General features: G+C 66.4%; 17 protein-coding genes. 8 read left to right on the top strand and 9 right to left on the bottom strand.

All coding sequences use genetic code 11. The features are described from left to right. The first annotated feature begins 48 nt into the window (after window positions 1–48). From BN2156_RS07265 to secG, 6 genes are all read left to right on the top strand, one after another. Window positions 49–1,824: an ABC transporter ATP-binding protein gene (locus BN2156_RS07265; RefSeq protein ID WP_090511857.1), complete on the top strand. Its 1,776-nt coding sequence runs from the start codon at window positions 49–51 to the stop codon at window positions 1,822–1,824. Further along, window positions 1,821–2,813 carry a phospholipase D-like domain-containing protein gene (locus tag BN2156_RS07260; RefSeq protein WP_055113680.1) on the top strand — a complete coding sequence of 331 codons (993 nt, stop codon included), beginning with the start codon at window positions 1,821–1,823 and terminating at the stop codon, window positions 2,811–2,813. The genes BN2156_RS07265 and BN2156_RS07260 overlap by 4 nt, the downstream gene beginning before the upstream one ends. Before the next feature lie 87 nt (window positions 2,814–2,900). Next, window positions 2,901–3,923: a type I glyceraldehyde-3-phosphate dehydrogenase gene (gene gap / locus BN2156_RS07255; RefSeq protein WP_055113682.1), complete on the top strand. Its 1,023-nt coding sequence runs from the start codon at window positions 2,901–2,903 to the stop codon at window positions 3,921–3,923. Window positions 3,924–3,928: 5 nt separating this feature from the next. Beyond that, window positions 3,929–5,155 carry a phosphoglycerate kinase gene (locus tag BN2156_RS07250; protein WP_090511854.1) on the top strand — a complete coding sequence of 409 codons (1,227 nt, stop codon included), beginning with the start codon at window positions 3,929–3,931 and terminating at the stop codon, window positions 5,153–5,155. Window positions 5,156–5,159: 4 nt separating this feature from the next. Then, the gene (gene tpiA, locus BN2156_RS07245; protein ID WP_090511852.1) at window positions 5,160–5,945 is read left to right on the top strand and encodes a triose-phosphate isomerase; all 786 of its coding nucleotides are present in this window, start codon (window positions 5,160–5,162) and stop codon (window positions 5,943–5,945) included. 45 nt (window positions 5,946–5,990) lie between these two features. Beyond that, complete coding sequence (secG, locus tag BN2156_RS07240; protein ID WP_019348649.1) at window positions 5,991–6,224, top strand: preprotein translocase subunit SecG; 234 nt, start codon at window positions 5,991–5,993, stop codon at window positions 6,222–6,224. 33 nt (window positions 6,225–6,257) lie between these two features. Here the strand turns inward: secG and BN2156_RS07235 are convergent, their stop codons facing one another. Then, the gene (locus BN2156_RS07235) at window positions 6,258–6,668 is read right to left on the bottom strand and encodes a hypothetical protein (RefSeq protein ID WP_131725140.1); all 411 of its coding nucleotides are present in this window, start codon (window positions 6,666–6,668) and stop codon (window positions 6,258–6,260) included. Between the two features lie 174 nt (window positions 6,669–6,842). On the opposite strand from BN2156_RS07235, the gene ppc reads away from it, so the two are divergent. After that, window positions 6,843–9,662 carry a phosphoenolpyruvate carboxylase gene (ppc, locus tag BN2156_RS07230; RefSeq protein WP_090515615.1) on the top strand — a complete coding sequence of 940 codons (2,820 nt, stop codon included), beginning with the start codon at window positions 6,843–6,845 and terminating at the stop codon, window positions 9,660–9,662. A 12-nt stretch (window positions 9,663–9,674) separates the two neighbouring features. Here ppc and BN2156_RS07225 read toward each other — a convergent pair whose 3' ends face one another. The 4 genes from BN2156_RS07225 to BN2156_RS07210 all read right to left on the bottom strand — a co-directional run bounded on the left by BN2156_RS07225 (window position 9,675) and on the right by BN2156_RS07210 (window position 13,960). Beyond that, on the bottom strand, window positions 9,675–10,799 hold the full coding sequence (locus BN2156_RS07225) for an FAD-dependent oxidoreductase (RefSeq protein WP_159402823.1): 1,125 nt from the start codon (window positions 10,797–10,799) through the stop codon (window positions 9,675–9,677). A gap of 10 nt (window positions 10,800–10,809) precedes the next feature. Beyond that, window positions 10,810–12,090, bottom strand: coding sequence for an ABC transporter substrate-binding protein (locus BN2156_RS07220; protein WP_159402822.1), 1,281 nt, complete (start codon window positions 12,088–12,090; stop codon window positions 10,810–10,812). Further along, window positions 12,090–13,385, bottom strand: coding sequence for an MFS transporter (locus tag BN2156_RS07215; RefSeq protein ID WP_090511842.1), 1,296 nt, complete (start codon window positions 13,383–13,385; stop codon window positions 12,090–12,092). The genes BN2156_RS07220 and BN2156_RS07215 overlap by 1 nt, the downstream gene beginning before the upstream one ends. Window positions 13,386–13,582: 197 nt before the next feature. Then, window positions 13,583–13,960 carry an ATPase gene (locus BN2156_RS07210; protein WP_090511840.1) on the bottom strand — a complete coding sequence of 126 codons (378 nt, stop codon included), beginning with the start codon at window positions 13,958–13,960 and terminating at the stop codon, window positions 13,583–13,585. Window positions 13,961–14,010: 50 nt separating this feature from the next. Between BN2156_RS07210 and BN2156_RS30660 the strand changes: the two genes are divergently transcribed. Then, window positions 14,011–14,169: a hypothetical protein gene (locus tag BN2156_RS30660; protein WP_159402821.1), complete on the top strand. Its 159-nt coding sequence runs from the start codon at window positions 14,011–14,013 to the stop codon at window positions 14,167–14,169. 9 nt (window positions 14,170–14,178) lie between these two features. Here the strand turns inward: BN2156_RS30660 and pgl are convergent, their stop codons facing one another. Genes pgl through tal form a run of 4 tightly spaced genes read right to left on the bottom strand, consistent with a single transcriptional unit; the run spans window position 14,179 to window position 18,449 of the window. Then, on the bottom strand, window positions 14,179–14,886 hold the full coding sequence (gene pgl / locus BN2156_RS07205) for a 6-phosphogluconolactonase (protein WP_090511837.1): 708 nt from the start codon (window positions 14,884–14,886) through the stop codon (window positions 14,179–14,181). Further along, on the bottom strand, window positions 14,879–15,790 hold the full coding sequence (gene opcA, locus BN2156_RS07200; protein WP_090515613.1) for a glucose-6-phosphate dehydrogenase assembly protein OpcA: 912 nt from the start codon (window positions 15,788–15,790) through the stop codon (window positions 14,879–14,881). Before opcA ends, pgl begins: the two co-directional genes overlap by 8 nt. Further along, window positions 15,787–17,337 carry a glucose-6-phosphate dehydrogenase gene (gene zwf, locus BN2156_RS07195; RefSeq protein WP_090511836.1) on the bottom strand — a complete coding sequence of 517 codons (1,551 nt, stop codon included), beginning with the start codon at window positions 17,335–17,337 and terminating at the stop codon, window positions 15,787–15,789. Before zwf ends, opcA begins: the two co-directional genes overlap by 4 nt. Next, complete coding sequence (gene tal, locus BN2156_RS07190) at window positions 17,334–18,449, bottom strand: transaldolase (RefSeq protein ID WP_090511833.1); 1,116 nt, start codon at window positions 18,447–18,449, stop codon at window positions 17,334–17,336. The genes zwf and tal overlap by 4 nt, the downstream gene beginning before the upstream one ends. Between the last annotated feature and the right edge of the window lie 7 nt (window positions 18,450–18,456).

The raw sequence follows: 18,456 nt of genomic DNA, 5'->3' as shown, positions 1-18,456 counted from the left end.
GTGGCGACAAACTGGACGTCAACACCGACAATCGAGGCGACGGGCGCGATGCGACTGATTCTTGAGCTGATCCGCCCGTACCGATTGCTGGTCGCCGGAATCTTCGCGGTCCTGCTGATCCAGATCGCCACCGGCCTGGCCGCGCCCTGGCCGTTGAAGGTCGTGCTGGACAGCGTGGTCGGTCACCACCCGCTGCCCGGTTGGCTGCATGGCCTGCTGCAGCCGCTGCTGGGCGGCGAAACCAAGATGCACATCGCCGGTCTCGCGGCGATCATGGTCCTGGTCATCGCCGTGGTGGCAGCGATCGCGTCGTACATCTCCAACTACCTGACCGAAACCGTCGGCCAGCGCATCGGCAACGATCTGCGCACCCGCGCCTACCACCACCTGCAGCAGTTGTCGCTCAACTACTTCGACACCCACCGCGTCGGCCCCATCTTGAGCACGCTCACCGACGACGTCGACACCATCCAGAGCTTCGCGTCGTCCTCGACCCTGGGCATCGCAACCGACCTGCTGACCATCGTGGGGATGCTGGCCATGATGTTGTGGCTGCAGTGGGATTTCACGCTCATCGCGCTCGCCGTGGCGCCCCTGCTCCTGTTGTTCGTGTCCCGGATCCGAAAGGCCGTGAAGGCGGCGACCCATGAGGTGCGCAGACGGGAATCCGACATCGTCGCGGTCGCGGAGGAGGGCCTGCAGTCCATCCGGGTCGTCAAGGCCTTCGATCGCGAGGACATGCAGGAACGTGAGCTGGCGGCCGCCGGCCAGCAGGCTGTCGATGCGGCCCTCAATGCGCGGCGCGTGAAATCGGTGGTGTCACCCATCGTCGGCGTCGTGGTGGCCGCCTGCACCGCGGTGGTGCTGTGGCGCGGGTCGGCGCTCATCCTCGCGGGTGCGATGACGGCGGGCACGTTGACCGTCTTCATCTCCTATCTGGCCTCGTTCTTCAAGCCGGTGCAGGATCTGGCCAAGCTCACCAACACCATCGCCATGGCCTCGGTCGGGGTGGACCGGGTCAACGCCCTGCTCACCGCGGAGACGTCGGTCGAGGAGAAGCCGGACGCGATCGATGCACCGCGCATCAAGGGCGCGATCAGTTTCGAGCGGGTGGCGTTCAGCTACGACAGCGAGACGCCCGTGCTGCGCGACGTCACCTTCGAGGTGAAGCCGGGCCAGCTCGTCGGGGTCGTCGGGCACACCGGAAGCGGCAAATCCAGTCTGGTCAGCCTGATTCCGCGGTTCTACGACCCCAGCATGGGCACCGTCCGCATCGACGGAACAGATCTGCGCGACTACAAACTTCACGAGCTCCGCCGCCAGATCGCCTACGTCCTCCAGGACACCGTCCTGTTCCGGGGCACCATCCGCGACAACATCGCCTTCGGCCGGCCCGACGCCGACCACGACGAGATCGTCGAGATGGCCAAACTGGCCAACGCCCACGAGTTCATCTCCGAGATGCCGCAGGGGTACGACAGCCCGGTCGGGGAACGTGGGCTCACCCTGTCAGGTGGTCAGCGACAGCGCATCGGCATCGCCCGCGCCCTCATCCGGGACAGCCCGATCCTGATCCTCGACGAGCCGACCGCCGCACTGGACGCCGAATCCGAGCGCCTGGTCATGTCGGCGCTACAACGGTTGATGAAGGACCGCACGGTGATCACGATCGCCCACCGGCTCAGCACGATTCGTGACGCGGACAAGATCGTCGTGCTCGAGGAGGGCCGCGTCGTCGAGCAGGGGACGCACACCGAACTACTCACCGCCGGCGGCAGATATGCCGAACTGCACCGCATCCAATACGAGGACGAGACAACGTGACACGTTCGCTGATCATCCTGCCCGACGACTCCGCGAAGCCCGTGATCGATGCGATCGGCGAGTCCACCCGGTCGGTGCGCATCAAGATGTTCGCCTTCAGCCATCGGCCGCTGTTGGAGGCGGTGGTGGCTGCCCACCGGCGCGGCGTCGACGTCAAGGTCATGCTCAACCCCGAGCGCCGCGACGGCGAGACCGACAACGACGTCGCGCGGGAGACGTTGCAGCGGTTCGGTATCGCGGTCCGTGAGAGCAACCCCGCCTTCGACCTGACGCACGAGAAATCCATGGTCGTCGACGACGAGCGCGCCTTCGTCGAGTCGCTGAACTGGACAGAGGAGAACTTCACCGTGACGCGGGACTACGCCGTCGTCACTCCCAGCGCCTACGAGGTCGCCGAGATCATCGACTGCTTCGAGGCCGACTGGGCGCGTGAGGACTTCGATCCGGGCGGTGGGGCGCACCTGATCTGGTGCCCCACCAACGGCAGGCATCGCATCGCCGAGTTCATCGACACCGCCAAGCACACGTTGTTCGTCCAGAACGAGCGCTATCAGGACCCGGTGATCATCGAGCGGTTGGTGCGCGCGGCGCACCGCGGAGTGAAAGTTCATGTCATGGCCCGCGCGGCCCACCACCTCAAGTCGGGCAAGCTGCTCGAAGGCGTCAGTGGGATGCGCATCCTCGATGACGTCGGCATCAAGATCCACCGCCTCAAGCACATGAAGCTGCACGCGAAAATGATCCTCGCCGATCACGAGCGGGCGATCGTCGGCTCGATCAACTTCTCTCCGGGCAGCTTCGACCACCGCCGCGAATTGGCCATCGAAGTGACCGATCACCACATCATCAAACGCCTCAACGAGGTGGCCCATCACGACTGGAAACACTCCGAACCGATGGACTTGTCGGACGACGGGCTGATCGCCGATCTGGTGGGTCAGGATCCGCACGAAGTCGACCAACTAGCCCTACGCGACCGCGAAATCTGATGCACTGGCCGGACCGCGCGGCACGGCGTTTACGCCACTAGGCTGGCGGCGGGCAGTTCAGTTAACGGCAACTGTAGGGAGAATCACGTGACTATCCGGGTAGGCGTTAACGGCTTCGGCCGCATCGGGCGCAACTTCTACCGGGCCCTGGCAACGCAGCAGGCCGAGGGCAAGAACACTGATATCGAGATCGTGGCGGTCAACGACCTCACCGACAACGCCACCCTGGCTCACCTGCTGAAGTTCGATTCAATCCTGGGCCGTCTGCCGCAGGACGTCAGCCTCGAGGGTGAAGACACCATCGTCATCGGCGACAAGAAGATCAAGGCCCTCGAAGTAAAGGAAGGTCCGGCAGCCCTGCCGTGGGGCGACCTCGGAGTCGATGTGGTCGTCGAGTCGACCGGCATCTTCACCAAGCGCGAAAAGGCCCAGGGTCACCTGGACGCGGGCGCCAAGAAGGTCATCATCTCCGCGCCCGCCTCCGGTGAGGACATCACCATCGTGCTGGGTGTGAACGACGACAAGTACGACGGCAGCCAGAACATCATCTCGAACGCCTCCTGCACCACCAACTGTCTCGGCCCGCTGGCCAAGGTCCTCAACGACGAGTTCGGCATCGTCAAGGGCCTGATGACCACCATCCACGCCTACACCCAGGATCAGAACCTGCAGGACGGTCCGCACAAGGATTTGCGCCGTGCTCGCGCTGCCGCGCTGAACATCGTCCCGACCTCCACCGGTGCCGCCAAGGCCATCGGTCTGGTGCTGCCCGAACTCAAGGGCAAGCTCGACGGCTACGCTCTGCGCGTGCCGATTCCCACGGGGTCGGTCACCGACCTGACCGCCGAGCTGGCCAAGTCGGCTTCCGCCGACGAGATCAACGCCGCGATGAAGGCCGCCGCGGAGGGACCGATGAAGGGGATCATGAAGTACTACGACGCGCCTATCGTGTCGAGCGACATCGTCACCGATCCGCACAGTTCGATCTTCGACTCGGGTCTGACCAAGGTCATCGACAACCAGGCCAAGGTCGTCTCCTGGTATGACAACGAGTGGGGATATTCCAACCGCCTCGCCGATCTTGTTGAACTCGTAGGGAAGTCGCTCTAATACCAATGACTGTCAAGACACTCGCTGACCTGTTGGCCGAAGGTGTGGAGGGGCGGGGCGTCCTGGTGCGCTCCGACCTCAACGTCCCCCTCGACGACGAGGGCAATATCACCGATCCCGGCCGCATCATCGCCTCGGTGCCGACGCTCAAAGCGCTGGCCGAGGCCGGTGCCAAGGTCGTCGTCATCGCTCATCTGGGCCGGCCCAAGGGCGCCCCGGACTCGAAGTTGTCGCTGGCCCCGGTCGCCGCGGCACTGGGGGAGAAGCTCGGTCGCCACGTGCAGCTGGCCGGTGACGTGGTCGGCACCGACGCCCTGGCCCGGGCCGAGGGCCTGACCGACGGTGACGTCTTGCTGCTGGAGAACATCCGCTTCGACCCGCGGGAGACCAGCAAGGACGACGCCGAGCGGTTGGCGCTGGCCAAGGCGCTGGCCGCCCTGGTCGAGGGTGCCGACGGCTCGCCGGGTGCCTTCGTCTCCGACGGCTTCGGCGTGGTGCACCGCAAGCAGGCCTCGGTCTACGACATCGCCACCTTGCTGCCGCACTACGCCGGCACGCTGGTGGACGCCGAGGTCAAGGTGCTGGAGCAGCTGACCAGCTCGACTGAGCGTCCCTACGCCGTCGTGCTCGGTGGCTCCAAGGTCTCCGACAAACTCGCGGTCATCGAGAACCTCGCGACCAAGGCCGACAGCATCATCATCGGTGGTGGCATGTGCTTCACCTTCCTTGCCTCCCAAGGGGTTTCGGTAGGTACCTCACTGCTGCAGGAGGAGATGATCGATACCTGCAAGCGGCTGCTCGACACCTACGCCGACGTGATCCATCTCCCGGTGGACATCGTGGTGGCCGACAAGTTCGCCGCCGACGCCGAGTCGGAGACCGTGGCCTCTGACCGCATCCCCGAAGGCAAGATGGGCCTCGACATCGGTCCGGAGTCGGTCAAGCGGTTCACCGCACTGCTGTCCAACGCCAAGACCGTGTTCTGGAACGGCCCCATGGGCGTGTTCGAGTTCCCGGCCTTCGCCGAAGGCACGCGCGGAGTGGCCGAGGCGATCATCGGCGCCACCGAGAAGGGCGCATTCAGCGTCGTCGGCGGTGGTGACTCGGCGGCCGCCGTGCGTCAGCTCGGCCTGGCCGAGGACGGTTTCTCCCACATCTCGACCGGTGGCGGCGCGTCGCTGGAATACCTAGAGGGCAAGACCCTGCCCGGCATCGAAGTACTGGAGTCGTAGAAACATGGCCCGTAAGCCGCTCATCGCCGGCAACTGGAAGATGAACCTCAACCACTTCGAGGCCATCGCGCTGGTGCAGAAGATCGCGTTTGCCTTGCCGGACAAGTACTTCGACAAGGTGGACGTCACGGTTATCCCGCCGTTCACCGACCTGCGCAGCGTGCAGACCCTCGTCGACGGGGACAAGTTGCGGCTGACCTACGGAGCCCAGGACGTGTCCAAGCACGATTCGGGCGCCTACACCGGTGAGATCAGCGGGGCGTTCCTGGCCAAGCTCGGGTGCAGCTTCGTGGTGGTGGGGCACTCCGAGCGGCGCACCTACCACGGCGAGACCGACGAGGTGGTGGCCGCCAAGGCCGCTGCGGCGTTCAAGCACGGCATCACCCCGATCATCTGCATCGGTGAGCAGCTCGAGGTGCGCGAGGCGGGCAATCACGTCGAGTTCAACGTGAACTCGCTGCGCGGTTCGCTGGCCGGGCTGAGCAAGGAGCAGATCGGCCAGGCGGTCATCGCCTACGAGCCCGTGTGGGCGATCGGCACCGGGCGGGTGGCCAGTGCGGCCGATGCCCAGGAGGTCTGCAAGGCCATCCGTGACGAGTTGGGCAACCTGTCCTCACCACAGCTCGCGGCGGGCGTGCGCGTGCTCTACGGCGGGTCGGTCAACGCCAAGAACGTCGGCGAGATCGTGGCGCAGGGCGACGTCGACGGCGCGCTGGTCGGTGGGGCGTCGCTGGACGGTGAGCAGTTCGCCACGCTGTCGGCCATCGCCGCGGGCGGACCTCTGCCGTAACCCCGGGGACCTGGGCCGGACACCGCACCCGGTAGTCTTACCGCCATGGAATTGGCTCTGCAGATCACTCTGGTCGTGACCAGCGTGCTGGTCGTGCTCTTGGTGCTGCTGCATCGCGCCAAAGGTGGCGGTCTGTCCACCCTGTTCGGTGGCGGTGTCCAGTCCAGCCTGTCCGGCTCCACCGTGGTCGAGAAGAACCTCGACCGGCTGACGTTGTTCGTGACCGGCATCTGGCTGGTGTCGATCGTCGGCGTGGCGCTGCTGATCAAGTACAGCTAACCCCGGGCTGTCCGGCCCGTACCGCCAACCAGGTCAGCCGGGAGCGATCAGGGTCGGCAGCGGCCGGGTCGGACCGGCATCCGGGGCGACTTCGGTCGCGGTGTCTATCGGGGTGTCGATAATCCCGCGCGGTGTCCGCGGTGCGGTGCCCTGCTCGGCGCCGGCCGGCTGGGCCGGGGGCGCGTAGCAGTTGGGCGACCCGTCGGGCTGGGTGTCTTCGGGATCTGAGGTGGGCACGCCACCCGAGTCGAGGCAGCACAGGTCGGCGTTTCGCACTGTTTTGCTCATGCAGGCGTCGTACGCCTCGACATCCCAGGTGCCGTCGTCGGGCGCGGCGATCGACACGGGCGCCGCCAGCGCGCCGAGCCCCAACGTCGCGCCCACAAGGGCGCCCTGACCCAACCGGCCCCAACGGCTATGTCGCGGAAGTTTGATATTGGCCATGATGGCCTCCTGGGTTTGCCGGAACTGTCACAGCTGATTCACAACATGCTCCGCCGTATCCGCCGGCGACGTCGAGAGATCCGGCGAATCCGGCCACGCGGTCGTTGCCCAGTCAAGCGGGCACCTGCCGTCGCTGCGATGCGGTGCGCCGCGGCTGCCCCGATACTGGGGGACATGGCTGACGGTCCCGACACCGCGCTCGACCCGATCGGTGCGGTCCAGCGCACCCCCGTGGGCCGTGAGGCCACTGAGCCGATGCGTGAGGACATCCGGTTGCTCGGAGCGATCCTCGGTGACACCGTGCGTGAGCAGAACGGTGCGGAGGTCTTCGACCTGGTGGAGCGGGCCCGGGTGGAATCCTTCCGGGTCCGCCGCTCGGAAATCGACCGGGCCGAGTTGGCCGCACTGTTTTCCGGCATCGACGTCCGCCGAGCCATTCCGGTCATCCGGGCGTTCACCCACTTCGCGCTGCTGGCCAATGTCGCCGAGGACATCCACCGCGAGCGGCGCCGGGCAATGCACGAGGCGGCCGGGGAGCCCCCTCAGGACAGCAGCCTGGCGGCCACCTACCGCAAGCTGGATCAGGCGATCTCGTCGGCCGGCCTGGACGCCGCCACCGTCGCGGACGGACTGAGCGGCGCCCTGGTCGCACCGGTGATCACGGCACATCCGACCGAAACCCGGCGCCGTACCGTGTTCGACACTCAGCACCGGGTCACCGAGTTGATGCGGCTGCGTCTGCACGGCCAGACCCGTACCGCCGATGGCCGCGACATCGAGACCGAGTTGCGCCGCCACATCCTCACGCTCTGGCAAACCGCCCTTGTGCGCTTGTCGCGACTCAAGATCTCCGACGAGATCGAAACCGGCCTGCGGTATTACCCAGCCGCGTTCTTCGAGGTCATTCCCCAGGTCAATGCCGAGGTGCGTACCGCGCTGCAGGCCCGGTGGCCGGAGGCGCACCTGTTGGAGCGCCCGATCCTGCGACCGGGCAGCTGGATCGGCGGTGATCGGGACGGCAACCCCAATGTCGACGCGGGCGTGGTGCGGCTGGCCACCGGCCGGGCCGCCCACGTGGCGTTCGCGCATTACTTCACCGAGATCACCGCGCTGGAAGAAGAGCTGTCGATGTCGGCGCGGCTGGTCAAGATCAGCGAGGGTATGACCGTGCTGGCCGGTGCCTGTCACGAGCCGGCCCGTGCCGACGAGCCGTACCGGCGGGCACTGCGCGTAATTCATGCCCGCCTGACCGCCACCGGCCGCGAAATCCTCGACGAGCAACCCGAACACGAGCTCGACCTCGGGTTGGAGGCCTATCAGACCCCGGAGGAGTTCCTGGCCGACCTCGACACGGTGGATGCCTCGCTGCGCGGCAATGGCAGTGCGGTGCTGGCCGACGACCGATTGGCCCGGCTACGAGAAGCGGTGCGCGTCTTCGGGTTCCACCTGTGCGGCCTGGACATGCGGCAGAACTCCGAGGTGCACGAGCAGGTGGTCGCCGAGCTGTTGGCGTGGGCCGGGGTGCATCCCGATTACGCCTCACTGCCCGAATCGCAGCGGGTGGAGCTGCTGGCCGCCGAAATCTCGACGCGTCGGCCGTTGATCGGTGAGGGCGCCGAACTGTCGGAGTTGGCCCGCAAGGAACTCGACATCGTCGGAGCGGCAGCGCGGGCGGTCACCGTCTTCGGCCCGGCAGCGGTGCCCAACTACATCATCTCCATGTGTCAGTCGGTGTCCGATCTGCTCGAAGCCGCAATCCTGCTCAAAGAGGCTGGGCTGCTCGATGTTTCGGGTGCAGCTCACGGGGGCGAGGTGTATGCGCCGGTCGGTGTGGTGCCGCTGTTCGAAACCATCGACGATCTGCAGCGAGGGTCGGCGATCCTGCAGGAGGCGCTGGCGCTGCCGGTGTACCGCAGCATCATCTCGGCACGCGGCCTGCATCAGGAGGTGATGCTGGGTTATTCGGACTCCAACAAGGACGGCGGCTACCTTGCGGCGAACTGGGCGCTGTACCGGGCCGAGCTGGACCTCGTCGAGGCAGCGCGCAAGACCGGAATTCGGTTGCGCCTGTTCCACGGCCGGGGCGGAACCGTGGGCCGCGGCGGCGGACCGAGCTACGACGCGATCCTGGCGCAGCCGCCCGGGGCGGTGAAAGGCTCGTTGCGGATCACCGAACAAGGCGAGGTGATCGCGGCGAAGTACGCCGAACCGCGCATCGCGCACCGCAATCTGGAGACGCTGTTGGCGGCAACCCTGGAATCCACCCTGCTCGATGTCGAGGGATTGGGTGAAAACGCCGAACCGGCCTATCAGGTGCTCGATGAGCTGGCCGCCCTGGCGCAGCGGGCCTATGCCGAACTGGTCCACGAGACACCGGGATTCGTCGAGTACTTCAAGGCGTCGACACCGGTCAGTGAGATCGGTGCGCTCAACATCGGCAGCCGACCCAGCTCACGCAAGCCGACCACGTCGATCGCCGATCTGCGGGCCATCCCGTGGGTACTGGCCTGGAGCCAGTCCCGGGTGATGCTGCCGGGCTGGTACGGCACCGGCACGGCGTTCGAGGAGTGGATCGCCGAAGACGAGAACCGGGTCTCCGTGCTGCAGGACCTCTACGAGCGGTGGCCGTTCTTCCGTACGGTGCTGTCGAACATGGCGCAGGTGCTCGCCAAGTCGGACATGGGCCTGGCGGCACGATATTCCGAGTTGGTCGACGACGCGGAACTGCGCGCCAGGGTGTTCGACAAGATCGTCGCCGAGCACGACCGCACCATCGCCATGTACAAGCTGATCACCGGTCAGGACGACCTGCTGGCCGACAACCCCGCCCTGGCCCGATCGGTGTTCAACCGGTTCCCCTATCTCGAACCGCTCAATCACCTTCAGGTCGAGCTGCTGCGCCGGTATCGCGCGGGGGACACCGACGAACTGGTACAGCGCGGAATCCTGCTCACCATGAGCGGACTGGCGACCGCGTTGCGCAACAGCGGCTGAGTCGCGCAACGTTCAGCTCACCAAGATGTCGGCGAGACGCAGTGACACCCTGGCCCGGCGGTCGGCGTAGCCCCTTGCGGCACGCTGGATCTCGGCGGTCTGTGCGGTTCTGACGCGTTGGTAACGCAGCAGCGCGGCCGTGTGGTCGCCGTCGCGCACCGTGGCGATCTGATCGGCCAGTTCGGCGGCGTCCTGGATGGCCTGGTTGGCGCCCTGCCCGCCGAACGGTGTCATCGGATGGGCCGCATCGCCGAGCAGCGCGACACGGGCGCTGGTCCACCGGTCGATCGGATCTCGGTCGTACACCGGGTGCATGTACACCGGGCTCGTCGCGGCGCGCAACATCCGGCCCACCGCCGGATCGAACTCGTCGAATTGGCAGGCCAGCGCCGCCAGGTCGGCCCGAGCCGACCACAGGTGCCGGGGTGGCTCGTCCACCCCGAGAGTGGCGTCGACCGCCACCTGCCGGCCGGCCCGCACCGGCATGGAGATGACGTGCTTGGCGTAGTCCGCCGAATGCCAGGACCGGAGCCGGTCGTTGGGCACCTCGAGGCATGCGGCGGGGCTGACGGCCCGGAAGATCACCGAGCCGCAGTAGTGGATCTCGTCGTCGCTGAACATCTTCCGTACGGTGGAGCGCAGGCCGTCGGCCGCGATCACCAAACCGGCCCGTCGCACCTCGCCGTTGGCGAAGGTGAGCTCGACATGGTCGACCCGCTCGGTGATCGACGTCAATTGAGAGCGCAGCCGGACATTGCCGGCGCCGACCGTGGCGACCAGCAGACCGTGCAGGTCGGCCCGGTGCACGGTGCGTGGGGACACCTCGGTGTCGGCGTAGCCGAAGCGGCCGTGTTCGCCGCCGGCCTCGGGTGCCCCCGCGTAGTCGGTGATCTTCTCCAACTGGCCGCTCTGGTCGAGGTTTTCGAAGTAACCGGTGGCCGAGGAGATTCCGTTGAACGCCTCGATGATGTTCCACCGTGCGAACAGCCGCAGGGTCTGCGGGGAGATGCCCAGCGGGCCGCCGACCTCACCGAGCGCGCGGGTCTTGTCGAAGACGACGGGACGGTGGCCGTGGTGCTGCAGCGCGAGGGCGGCGGCCAGGCCGCCGAGCCCGGCGCCGATGATGGCGATGTCCATGACGTGCCTTTCAGGTTCCGGGAATTCGGGCCAGGGCTTCGGCGTCGAGGTAGACGCCCGAGAGCACGGACGGTCGATAACTGGTGACGGTGCGGACGTCGCAGATCGGCAACCACAGGCCGCTGTCGATGATGCGGCGTTGGATCTCGTGCACCAGCTCGCTGCGACCATCAGGGTCCGCGCAGGTGAGCTGGGCGTCGAGCAGGGTGTCGAGATCGTCGGGCCCGGTGCGCCGGTTCATGTTCCGCTGCGTCACAGCGAACTGGTAGCGCAACAGGTCCGGGTCACTGCCGGTGAAATAGAAGAACCGGACGTCGTAATCGCCCGACAGCTGACGGTTACGCAACTCGGGGAAATCGACATCGGCGAGGACCAGTTCGATGCCGTACTGGGCCCACTGGGCGGCGACGGCGGCCAACATCGAGGCATCGACAGGGGAGAACGTGCTGTTGAACACCACCTCGACCGAAAGTCGTTGCACGCCCGCGGCAATGAGTAGTCGCCGGGCAGTCACCGGATCGTGGGCGAGTTCGGCCGAACAGTCCCGGTAGCCGGCGGTGGTCGGTGTGAGTACCGACGACGCGACCGGGTATCCGTCGGTATCCAGGATCGGTTGCAGTGCGGAGCGATCGATCAGCAACGACAGCGCCCGCCGAACCCGCGGGTCGGTGAGCGGGCCGCGGGACGCATTGGGGCACAGCCCGTAACTGAGGCCGGGATTTCGTAGCTCCACGACGCGATGGCCGTCGACCCGTCCGGCGTATACGTCGCCGGTGTCGCCCTGGCGGAATGCCAGTCGACGTGTCCGGTCGGTCAGCGCGTCCCCGCTCTGAACCCACCGGCCGGTGCCACGCCCTGACCGGCTTCTGATCGCCAGGTTCACACTCGCCAGCCACCGCGGGAATGCCGCGTTGTGCGAGGAGAAGTGAAACGTCACGACACCGATTCCGGTCTCGATGCGGTCCAGTCCGGCCAGCGCCGCGACCGCGGCCGGCCGCGGTGAAATCTGCTGCAGGGCAGCGATGTCGGAGAAGCTCTGTGCGATGGCCTGCGATGTGAGCAGTGTGCCGTCGGAGAACTCCGCGCCGGGGCGGATCGTCAGATCCAGGGTGAGTGGGTCGCGGTAGTGCCACGAAGTGGCCAGCCACGGCAGCAGTTCCCCGGTGTTCGGATCGATGTCGAGCAGGCTCTCATAGATCAGCCGGCAGTAGGTTTTCGAGATGCTGTTGTAGGCCAGCCGAGGATCGTCGACGAGCTGGCGAGTGGGCCAGCCGAACGTGAGGTCGCTCATCATCGCACCTGCACCAAATGTGTTGCCCGCCAAGCCGAACGGGCCGCCGTCACCGCCGTCAATCCAGCCACTGTCACCAGCACGGCGGCCCCGCCGAACAGCGCGGTGCCCAGGCCGTCGATCATCGTCGCCCCAGTGGCTACCCCGATCGCGGCGCCCAGGGCACGAAGGTAGTAGTACAGGCTGGAATCGAAGGGGATGTCCGTCGAATTGGTCAGCACATTGGCGGCCAGCGCGCTCCACAGGAACCCCATCGCGGCGCCCATCAACGCGGCGCTGACCAGCAGTAGCTGCGCGGGCAGGCTCAGGCCGGCCACGATCAGGAACGCCGCGCCGACGCACACCAGACGGGTGCTCTTCCGATTGTCTCCGGGCCTGCCGAACCTCAGCATCGGAATCAGACCGGCGAGCAACGCCATCGGCAACAGAAACAGCGCCGAGGCATACGAATCCAACCCGCGCAGCTGTTGGACCGCGTACACCACCGACAGGGTGAACACGTTCGTCGCGATCCCCGCGACGAAGATCACGACCAGACTCCCCGAGAGCACATGTGACTGCGACCGGCTACGAAGAACGATCACCGCGAGCCCGAGCGCTATCGCCACCACCAGCAGAGCCACCTTGGTTCCCGGTCCGCTCGACGAGCCGATTGCCAGGAAGATCGCGAGCTGAACCGCCGCGAGCCCGACGACCGGGATCGCCGCCCGCCCCGTCATGGCAGCCTCCTCGGCGGTGTCCGGCCGTGCGGGGGCCAGCGTCAGCAGCACCATTGCCGCGAGGGTCGTCACCACGGTCTCGTACGGGAACGACCGCCAGCCCCACAGATCGTTGAGTAGCGCGGTGATCAGCGGTGAGAACAGCGCCGATGCCGACACCACCAGCCCCCAGGCGCCCAAGACCGCCGAATGATGGTCCGGATAGAACTGCGCGCGGATGATCCGGAAGATCTGGGGCGCGACCACCGCCGAGGCGATGCCCTGCAGGAACCGCAGCGCGATGAGAACCCAGAACTGAGGGCTGAGCGCGGCGGCGATGCCGAGAACAGCCAGCACCGCCGAGCCGGCGAAGAACAACGCCGCAGGCGGGTAGCGATGCGACAGCAGGCCCGCGGGCAGCAACGCCAGGCAGAACCCGGCCAGGAACGCCACACCGATATATGCGGCCGCTGAGAACGGGATACCGAAATGGTCGGCGATCGCCGAGTTCAGCAGCACAGCCGATGACGAGTTGGAGTACAGCGTGTATTCGGTCAGATAGAGCGACGCCGCAACGGCGCAAAGGGACGGCTTCATGACGCCTCGAAGCTGATAGAAGGATCAAATGGGCAGCGAGAGCTAACCCGAGATCCTCTTCAGCGGCGCGAGACGGGCGCGATTCCAGATCGACGCCAGCAAACTGGGTGCGAACGATGCGGCAGCGTGCACGGGGCGTGCGTCTGCGCGATCGAATCCGGCACCCATGACGACCACTGTAACCGAGGACGCTGGTTCTACAGGCCTGCGCTCTTGCGAACCCGGCTGATCACGCCGCGCACCGCGCTCTCCGTGGCGGCCAGTGGCGACATCACCGCCTCGCCGATCGCGACGATGGCTTCGACGCGCTCCACGATCGACTCCAGGCGTTCGACGACGCCGATCAGGCGCGGCGCGAGCTCGTCGATGCGGGTGATGGTCTGGTTGAACCGGTCCAGCGTGGCATCCAGGCCGCCGGTCGATTTGTTCAGGTCGACCAGCGTGGTACTCAGGTCGGTGAGCAGCGTGTCGACCTGCTCCACCGTCATGTCGGCGTTGAGCGCGGCCTGCGTCAGTGTCCGGATTCTCTGCCGCCCGGAGTTCGGGCGGGCGCGGCCGTCACCTTTGTCTGCCATGCCGATCAGTATGGCCGGTAGGGAACCGAACGGGGACGAACCGCGTCTGAATGGCTGTGCGGCAATTCTGTGAACACCGAACCCGGTCGGCCGCTGCTGCGGCCGACCGGGTGACACGTCACCACCAGGTGGCCGACTATCTGGCCGGTTACGCCGAGGCGCTGGCCGACGCGACGACCGAGCGGCACGGCGGTGTCACGGACGACTAGGCGGTGGGTTCAGAGTTTGACGGCGGCGGCCTCGTCGAGCAGCCACACCGTCTTCTCCAGGCCGATCGCGCCGGCGGCGGGGATGTCGACCGGCTCGGCACCGCCGATTGCGGCGGCAACCGCGTCGGCCTTGGCCTCCCCGGACACCACCAGCCACACTTCGCGCGACCGTTGAATCGCGGGCAGGGTCAAGCTGATTCGACGCGGCGGTGGCTTGGGGGAGTCGGTCACCGCGACCACCAGCCGGGTGGTTTCACGGACCGCCGGGGTGTCGGGGAACAACGAGTTGATGTGCCCCTCGCCGCCCATGCCCAGCAGATGCACATCGAACTGTGCCGGCAGCTGCTGTTCGTAGGCGGCGGCGGCATCGTCGATGGCGTCGCCGAACTCGCCGTCGCTGGTGGCCATCCGGTGCACGTTGGCCGGTGGAATGTTGATGCTCTCCAGCAGCGCGTCGTGGGCCTGCTGATCGTTGCGTTCGGCGTCGCCCTGGGGCACGTAGCGTTCGTCGCCCCAATACAGCTGCACGTTGGACCAATCGATCTCGGCCCCGGCGACATGACGCAGCAACGCGATCCCTACCGTGCCGCCGGTCAGCACGATGTCCGCCGCGCCGCGGGTGGCGATGGCCGACGTGATCGCCCCGACGAGCCGGGCTCCTGCCGCGGTGGCCAATTGGTCTGCGTCGGCGTAGGTCTCGATGATGCGTTCAGACATAAGTCACCTTGTCGATGCCCTGCAGGGCGTCGTAATAGATTTCGTCGGCGTCGAGCCGGCGTAGATCCTCGGCCAGGCACTCCTTGGCCTCACGCCGGGCCAGCGGCACCAATGCATCCGGCTTGCCGGTGCGGCTCAATGTGGCGGTGACGCCGGTCTGGGGACGAGTCAGGGTCACGGTCTCGCTCGGCCGGGCGAGTTCGACCTTCAATTCACCGACCGCGCGGGTCACCGGTCCGTCGATCCGGCTGGCCAGCCAGCCGGCCAGGATGTCGAGTGCCGGTTCGTCCCGCAGCCCCGAAACCAGAGCCGAGGTGATGGGTTCGTGGGGCGCCTGATCGATCGCCGCGGCGAGCAATGCACGCCAATAGGTGACTCGGCTCCAGGCCAGATCGGTGTCACCGTCCGTATAGCCGTTGAGCCGGCTCTTGATGCAGGCCAGCGGATCGATGCCGTTGGTGGCGTCGGTGATTCGGCGAATTGCCAACTTGCCCAACGGATCCTGTGCGGGCACCGCGGGGGCGAGATCGGGCCACCAGGTCACCACCGGCGTATCCGGCAACAAAAATGGGGTGACAACGCTGCTGGCATGGTTGGCCAGTGGACCGGACAGTCGCAGCACCACAACCTCGTTGGCGCCGGCGTCGCGGCCCACCCGCAACTGGGCGTCCAGTCGCGCCTCGGTGGTCAATCTGTCCCCGGGAATGACCACGATCACGCGACACGGATGCTCACGACTGGCTGCGTTGGCCGCGTCGATCGATTCTTCCAGCAGCGCTTCGGAATCGGGTGCGATGACCAGCGTCAGCACCCGTCCGAGGGTGATCGCGCCACCCTCCTCACGCATCGCGACGATCTTCTTGTTGATCGCGCCGGTGTTGGTGTCGGGCAGATCGACAATCACGGCCGCCTCCATTCCCGGCCAGACCTGCGCAGCATCTCGAACGCCGAGTCGGGGCCCCAGGTCCCCGACTCATACGGATCGGGCTTACCGTGGGTGGCCCAGTATTCCAGTGCGGGATCCAAGATCTTCCAAGACAATTCGACTTCGGCATTGACCGGGAACAGCGATGGCTCACCCAGCAGCACATCGAGGATCAGGCGCTCATATGCCTCGGGCGACTCCTCGGCGAAAGCCGAGCCGTAGGAGAAGTCCATGCTTACATCGCGGACCTCCATGATGTGGCCCGGAACTTTTGACCCGAACCGCAGTGTGATGCCCTCGTCCGGTTGGACCCGGATCACCAGGGCGTTCTGCCCGAGTTCGTCGGTCATCGTGGCGTCGAAGGGCAGGTGCGGTGCGCGCTTGAACAACAGCGCGATCTCGGTGACCCTGCGGCCCAAGCGTTTTCCGGTCCGGAGATAGAACGGCACACCGGCCCAGCGGCGGGTGTCCACGTCCAGCGTGATGGCTGCGAAAGTCTCGGTGGTCGAGGTCTTCGAGAAACCTTCTTCGTCCAGCAGTCCGACAACCTTCTCGCCGCCCTGCCAGCCGGCGATGTACTGCCCACGTGAGGTGGTCTCGTCCAGCGGCTCGGCCAGCCGGGTCGCCGAGAGCACCTTGATCTTCTCGGCCTGCAGTTCAGCGGGGGAGAAGCTCACCGGCTCTTCCATCGCCGTCAGCGCCAGCAGCTGCAGCAGGTGGTTCTGGATGACATCTCGCGCTGCGCCGACACCGTCGTAGTAGCCCCCGCGCCCACCGAGCCCGATGTCCTCGGCCATCGTGATCTGCACGCTGTCGACGTAGTGCGAGTTCAACACCGGCTCGAACATCTCGTTGGCAAAACGCAGCGCCAGGATGTTCTGCACCGTCTCCTTGCCCAGATAGTGATCGATGCGGAACACCGACGACTCCGGGAAGACACTGTTGACGACGCCGTTGAGTTCCTCGGCGCTCTTCAGGTCGTGGCCGAACGGCTTCTCGATGACCACCCGGCTCCAGCTGCCCTCCGGCTTGTCCGCCAGCCCTGACTTGGACAGTTGCTCGCAGACCTGGGGGAACGACTTCGGCGGGATCGACAGGTAGAACGCGTGATTGCCGCTCGTTCCGCGCTCGACATCGAGTTTGTGCAGGGTTTCCTTGAGGCGTTCGAACGACGCGTCGTCGTCGAAAGTGCCCTGGACGAACCGGAATCCCTCGGCCAACCGGTCCCAGACTTCCTGTCGGAACGGGGTGCGAGCATGCTGCTTGACCGCGTCGTAGACGATCTTGCCGAAATCCTCGTCCGCCCAGTCGCGGCGGGCGAAGCCGACCAACGCGAAGCTGGGCGGCAGCAGGCCGCGATTGGCCAGGTCGTAGATGGCCGGCATCAACTTCTTGCGGGCCAGGTCACCGGTCACACCGAAGATCACCACCGCACACGGCCCCGCGATGCGGGGCATGCGCTTGTCGCGCTTGTCCCGCAGCGGGTTACGCCAGGCGGTCTCCGGCCTGTCGTTTGCCGGGCTCATTTCTTTGCGGCGTCGAGTTGGCCCTGTGTCGCGTCGAGCAGTTCCTGCCACGACTTCTCGAACTTGTCCACACCCTCGTCTTCGAGCACCTTGAACACATCGACCAGGTCGATGCCGACGGCGCTGAGTTTGTCGAAGGTCTCCTGCGACGGCGCCGCAGTCCCGGTGATGGTGTCACCGGCGATCTTGCCGTGATCGGCGACCGCCTCCAGCGTCTTCTCCGGCAACGTGTTGACCGTGTGCGGCGCGACCAACTCGGTGACGTAGAGCGTATCGGGGTAGTCCGGGTTCTTGACGCCGGTGGACGCCCACAGCACGCGCTGTACGCGGGCCCCCTCACCCTTGAGTGCGGCGAACCGCTCGCCGCCGAAGACTTCCTCGTAGGCCGCATACGCCAGGCGCGAGTTGGCCACGCCGGCCTTGCCGCGCAGGGCCAACGCATCCTCCGAGCCGATCTTCTCCAGCCGGTTGTCGATCTCAGTGTCCACGCGGGACACGAAGAACGATGCGACGGAATGGATCTTGGACAGATCGTGGCCCGCTTCCTTGGCGGCCTCCAGGCCGGCCAGGTAGGCGTCCATCACGGCGCGGTGCCGCTCGACCGAGAAGATCAGCGTGACGTTGACCGAGATACCCTCGGCGATCACCGCGGTGATCGCGGGCAGCCCGGCGAGCGTCGCCGGAATCTTGATCAGCAGGTTGGGCCGGTCGACGATCTTCCACAGCTCGATCGCCTGCAGGATCGTCTTGTCGGTGTCGTGGGCCAGGCGCGGGTCGACCTCGATCGACACCCGGCCGTCAATGCCGCCCGAGGCCTCATACTGCTTGGCCAGGACATCGCAGGCGTTGCGGACGTCGTCGGTGGTGACCGTGCGGATGGTGGCGTCGACGTCGGCGCCCCGCTCGGCGAGTTCCTTGACCTGCGCGTCGTAGGCGGTGCCCTTCGACAGTGCGGCCTGGAAGATCGACGGGTTGGTCGTGACCCCCACCACGCTGCGGGTGTCGATCAGTTCCTGCAGATTGCCGGTCTGCAATCGGTCGCGCGAAAGATCGTCGAGCCAGACGGACACACCCGCGGCACTCAGCGCCGCGAGATTCGGGTTCTGAGTCATGATTCGC

It is taken from the genome of Mycolicibacterium neworleansense (assembly GCF_001245615.1).
Lineage (GTDB): Bacteria > Actinomycetota > Actinomycetes > Mycobacteriales > Mycobacteriaceae > Mycobacterium > Mycobacterium neworleansense.
The sequence above is the reverse complement of the archived record's forward strand: the minus strand, read 5'-3'. Positions and strand labels throughout refer to the sequence as shown.

Bases quoted from the DNA above. Each gene is read 5' to 3' on its own strand.
- tpiA (WP_090511852.1), top strand. From the start codon at position 5,160: ATGGCCCGTAAGCCGCTCATCGCCGGCAACTGGAAGATGAACCTCAAC.
- BN2156_RS30660 (WP_159402821.1), top strand. From the start codon at position 14,011: ATGGCTGTGCGGCAATTCTGTGAACACCGAACCCGGTCGGCCGCTGCT.
- BN2156_RS07215 (WP_090511842.1), bottom strand. From the start codon at position 13,385: ATGAAGCCGTCCCTTTGCGCCGTTGCGGCGTCGCTCTATCTGACCGAA.
- BN2156_RS07265 (WP_090511857.1), top strand. From the start codon at position 49: ATGCGACTGATTCTTGAGCTGATCCGCCCGTACCGATTGCTGGTCGCC.
- BN2156_RS07210 (WP_090511840.1), bottom strand. From the start codon at position 13,960: ATGGCAGACAAAGGTGACGGCCGCGCCCGCCCGAACTCCGGGCGGCAG.
- tal (WP_090511833.1), bottom strand. From the start codon at position 18,449: ATGACTCAGAACCCGAATCTCGCGGCGCTGAGTGCCGCGGGTGTGTCC.
- ppc (WP_090515615.1), top strand. From the start codon at position 6,843: ATGGCTGACGGTCCCGACACCGCGCTCGACCCGATCGGTGCGGTCCAG.
- zwf (WP_090511836.1), bottom strand. From the start codon at position 17,337: ATGAGCCCGGCAAACGACAGGCCGGAGACCGCCTGGCGTAACCCGCTG.
- secG (WP_019348649.1), top strand. From the start codon at position 5,991: ATGGAATTGGCTCTGCAGATCACTCTGGTCGTGACCAGCGTGCTGGTC.
- BN2156_RS07250 (WP_090511854.1), top strand. From the start codon at position 3,929: ATGACTGTCAAGACACTCGCTGACCTGTTGGCCGAAGGTGTGGAGGGG.
- pgl (WP_090511837.1), bottom strand. From the start codon at position 14,886: ATGTCTGAACGCATCATCGAGACCTACGCCGACGCAGACCAATTGGCC.
- BN2156_RS07220 (WP_159402822.1), bottom strand. From the start codon at position 12,090: ATGAGCGACCTCACGTTCGGCTGGCCCACTCGCCAGCTCGTCGACGAT.
- BN2156_RS07225 (WP_159402823.1), bottom strand. From the start codon at position 10,799: ATGGACATCGCCATCATCGGCGCCGGGCTCGGCGGCCTGGCCGCCGCC.
- BN2156_RS07235 (WP_131725140.1), bottom strand. From the start codon at position 6,668: ATGGCCAATATCAAACTTCCGCGACATAGCCGTTGGGGCCGGTTGGGT.